Below are 4222 nucleotides of genomic sequence, written 5' to 3' on the forward strand. Positions count from 1 at the left end.
TGTTCATCATGAGCATGGACATATCGCACCTGACGCCGTCACACTGATCGGCGATAGAAGCGACCGTCTCGACAACGGCTTGGCGAAGACCCTTATCGAAGGCATTCAATTGCAGCACATCCTGCCAGGCAGGGAAATAAGGGTCTCGACCGCAGGCGAAAACGTTGCCGCCGGCATCGAAGAAGGATGCGGGATCCCTTTTGAGGTCATCGGCATTCCCGCGGATGAAGTACTCCGGGTGCTCGAAAACCCATGGGTGGTCAGGTGCCACATGGTTCGGCACGAAGTCCAGGATCAGGCGCATCCCGCGTTCCCCGAGTACCTTCCGCGCCGCTGCGAGCCCCTCGGTACCTCCGAAATGATCGTCGACTACATATCTCCGTACGCAGTAAGGAGAGCCTACATTGTCCCCCGCAGAAAAATCAGGAAGGACGCGGCGGAACTCATTGAGGAGCCCCTGATTCTGCATCGAAATTCCGATCCCCGCAGGACTCCGCTCCCAAACACCCATGAACCATAGGGCATCAAAGCCGAAGGAGGACAAAAAGTCCCATTCCTGAGGAGGCACGCTCAGGAGGGTGACGGAACGGTTATATTTCCGGCTCAACTCGTTAAGCCATACCCACGTATTGATTTCATAAATAACCGGATGTTTCGGCCATGGCCTCATTCGTTCACCTCACCGCTCCGACTGTTCTCGGACGAATGCAGCGATCTTACCGTCTTCGAGAAGCTTGCGGGGATCGAGGAGTCCGTAAAGCTGGATGAGCTTTGCCACAAGTCCGGTCCAGCCGGTCTGATGACTCGCGCCAAGACCTGCGCCGTTGTCCCCATGGAAATACTCATAGAAGAGGATATGGTCACGCCAGTGGGGATCGCTTTGGAACTTCTCCGTTCCTCCGTAGATAGGACGTTTTCCCTGTCCATCGCGGAGAAACATATTGGTCAGGCGGCCAGCTATCTCCTTACTCACCTCAAAGAGGTTCATCATCCTGCCTGATCCTGTGGGGCACTCTATCTTGAAGTTGTCGCCGTAATAGAGATAGTACTGCAGCAAAGCCCGGATGATTAAGACATTGACCGGCATCCAGATCGGTCCCCTCCAGTTGGAGTTTCCGCCGAACATGCCGGAGTCAGACTCCGCAGGCAGGTAGTCCACCCGGTATTCCTGTCCCCCCGTGTTGAACACGTAGGGGTTCCGCTCATGGAATTTGGAGAGCGAGCGGATGCCGTAAGGACTCAGGAACTCGCTCTCGTCGAGCATCTTCGTGAGTATCCGGCGCAGCCTGTCATGATTGACCAGGGCAAAGATGCCTCGGTCCGCCACGCCCTGGTGTCCGGGTCCTGTCTCATGGATGTATTGCAGGAGTTCGGGCATCCGCTTCATGCGCTCCTCAAAGAGCTTTGTAACGTTCGGGACCCGTTCACGCTGCCACCTCTCAATGACCGTTGTCGCGCAGAAGGGGAGCAGACCGACCATGGACCGCACCTTGAGCCTCTTCGCGTTCCCGTCTGGGAGCCGCAGCAGGTCATAGTAGAAGCCGTCCTCCTCATCCCACATGCCGTCATCTCCCGTTCGGTTGATGGCTGCTGCGATCCAGAAAGAGTGTTCCATGAATTTTGCGGTCAGGTCTTCATAGGTCTGGTCGTAGGCTGCCAGCTCAACACTCAACTCCACCATATTCTGGCAGAACAACGTCATCCAGGCCGTGCCGTCAGCCTGTTCGAGATAACCCCCTGTGGGGAGCGGCGCGCTCCGGTCGAAGACTCCGATGTTGTCGAGCCCGAGGAACCCGCCCTCAAAGACATTCTTGCCGAATCGGTCCTTGCGGTTTACCCACCAGGTAAAGTTGAGCATGAGCTTTGCGAAGGACCGTTTGAGAAAATCTATGTCCGTCTTCCCACTCATGGCCAGCTCGGTCCTGTGGAGAAAAAGCGTTGCCCAGGAATGCACCGGAGGATTGACGTCGCTGAAATTCCACTCGTATGCGGGGATCTGGCCGCTCGGGTGGAGGTAGATCTCGCGAAGCATGAGGTGGAGCTGCTCCTTGGCGAAATCGGTGTCAACGGTAGAGAGGGCGATAGCATGGAAAGCGAGGTCCCACGCTGCATACCAGGGGTATTCCCACTTGTCCGGCATCGAGATTACATGGTCATTGATCATGTGGAACCACTCCCTGTTCCGGAAGTCGCGGCTCCCGTGCTTGAGAGGATGTGCGTGGTGTTCCTCGAGCCACCTATCGGCATCGAAGAAATAGTACTGCTTGGACCAGAGCATTCCTGCCAATGCCTGCCGCATCACATTGGCCGCGTCTTCGCCGACTGAAGACGGCGTTACCGACTTATAGAACTCATCAGCCTCCCCGAGCCTTGCGGAAAAGACCTCGTCAGAATTCGCAAAGGGTCTGCCCTTCCCTTCAGGAGGTGAATTCGTGAGCCGCAGGCGTATCACCGCTGTCTTGCCTGAATCGACATCGACCTGATAATGCGCAGAGACCTTCGTGCCAATCTTTTCGGGATTCACCGCGTCTTGCCGACCATTCACCACGTAGTTGTTAATCCCGTCCTTCACGTAAGGGCTCGCGTTCGGGTATTCCGGAAAGAGACGTTCGTTGTTCGTTTCGTTTTCGGTAAAAAGCAGCGGCACATCGCCTTCGCAGGAGAGGTAGTAGTCACCAAGTACCGGATGCGCCGTCGCAATAACGCTCGCCCCGACAGGTCCTTTCACCTGCTTGAGCATCGGTTTCTCGGCGTGTTTCGATATCCACTCGGACCAGTCGTTGCGAAACCAAAGAGTAGGCAGGACATGGAGTGTCGCACTTTCCGGACCTCTGTTTACTGCAGAGATCTTTATGAGAACGTCTTCAGGCGAGGCCTTCGCGTACTCGACAAAGACATCGAAGTATCGGTTGCCATTGAAGACGCCGGTATCGAGCAGTTCGTACTCCATCTCGTTTTTGCTGCGCCCCCGGTTCGTCTCGACCAAATCGGCGTAAGGATAGGCAGCCTGGGGATACTTGTAAAGATATTTCATGTACGAATGCGTCGGTGTGCTGTCAAGGTAGAAGTAGTATTCCTTCACGTCCTCGCCGTGATTCCCTTCACTGTTCGTGAGCCCGAAGAGCCGCTCTTTCAGGATAGGGTCTTTGCCGTTCCAGAGCGCGAGTGAGAAGCAGAGGAGCTGCTTGTTGTCGGATATCCCCGCAAGGCCGTCCTCGCCCCAGCGGTATGCACGGGAGCGGGCCTGATCATGGGTAAAATAATTCCATGCATCGCCGTTTATGCTGTAGTCTTCACGAACAGTCCCCCACTGTCTTTCGCTCAGGTAGGGTCCCCACTTCTTCCAGGGGACATTCTGCTCCTGTGCTTCATCGAGTCTCTTCTTCTCCGCAGGTTCGCTCATGCTCTTTATCCCTCCAGGAATTCGTCCTCGTCATTATGCCCTCGAGAATCCATATTGTCTATTTTCTAGCTGCATTATAGCAGAATCAAGATGAGTGTCTAACAGGCGAACGGGAGTTCCCTTCTTCAGAAACGGAGGGTTACGTAAGTCGTCAGACGCATTCCAGAGGCGACCTCACGAGAATCGACAGAGCATGACTGCTTACCGTTCAGCATTCTCCGTCATGCCTTAAATAGTCGTTCCTGGTTATTGGGGATGAGGCCTTCCTGCATGAGACCCTCTTCGAGTATCGCCAAAAGAGCTTTTCTCTTATCCACCGACGCGGGAAATTCTAAGAGACGTTGTCGGATTCTGTCCGCATATAGTTTCGCGATCCCCACTGCGTCATCAAACAGGGCGCCTTCCGGTATCAGGCCATGCGCTTCAAGCACCGTCTTTATGTCATTATCATCTGGTGACCAGTCTCTTTCCATCATTGCTCCTCCTCGATACTGAAAGTTCTTAAGGCACCTTGAACCATAATTATTCTACCACGGGATGACAGATGGGCCTTGGGGGGAACCTCGCGGGTTACCTTCTCCCGGACAGATTGTTTCAATCGAGCTCTGGTTTCGTGACATGAATCGCCTGCTCAGCGTTGCGCATCGCCTTTTATCTTGACAATATGAGACCCTGATGATATAAGTGTTATACATTCAGCCAACGTATCGTTTGAAATAAACGGTGATTTTGCAGGCTGTGCGTCATTCGGTACTATCGGCAAGAGACCAAACTATGTCTTGCGGAGGACTTTATCATGAGGGATCCCTCAAAGCAGAT

The 4222-nt window shown here is 54.2% G+C and carries 3 protein-coding genes; all 3 read right to left on the bottom strand.

Going from position 1 to position 4222, the window contains the following annotated elements:
- The coding region (locus tag VEI96_03335) for an alpha-amylase family glycosyl hydrolase (protein HXX57015.1) at window positions 1–670 on the bottom strand (670 nt) is incomplete at its 3' end.
- 9 nt (window positions 671–679) lie between these two features.
- Window positions 680–3403 carry a hypothetical protein gene (locus tag VEI96_03340; protein ID HXX57016.1) on the bottom strand — a complete coding sequence of 908 codons (2724 nt, stop codon included), beginning with the start codon at window positions 3401–3403 and terminating at the stop codon, window positions 680–682.
- 221 nt (window positions 3404–3624) lie between these two features.
- Window positions 3625–3879, bottom strand: coding sequence for a hypothetical protein (locus VEI96_03345; protein ID HXX57017.1), 255 nt, complete (start codon window positions 3877–3879; stop codon window positions 3625–3627).
- Window positions 3880–4222 lie beyond the last annotated feature (343 nt).

The sequence above is a fragment of the Thermodesulfovibrionales bacterium genome (assembly GCA_035622735.1).
Classification (GTDB): Bacteria; Nitrospirota; Thermodesulfovibrionia; order Thermodesulfovibrionales; family UBA9159; genus DASPUT01.

Coding starts and splice junctions, on each gene's coding strand:
- VEI96_03340 (HXX57016.1), bottom strand. CDS start 3,403: ATGAGCGAACCTGCGGAGAAGAAGAGACTCGATGAAGCACAGGAGCAG.
- VEI96_03345 (HXX57017.1), bottom strand. CDS start 3,879: ATGATGGAAAGAGACTGGTCACCAGATGATAATGACATAAAGACGGTG.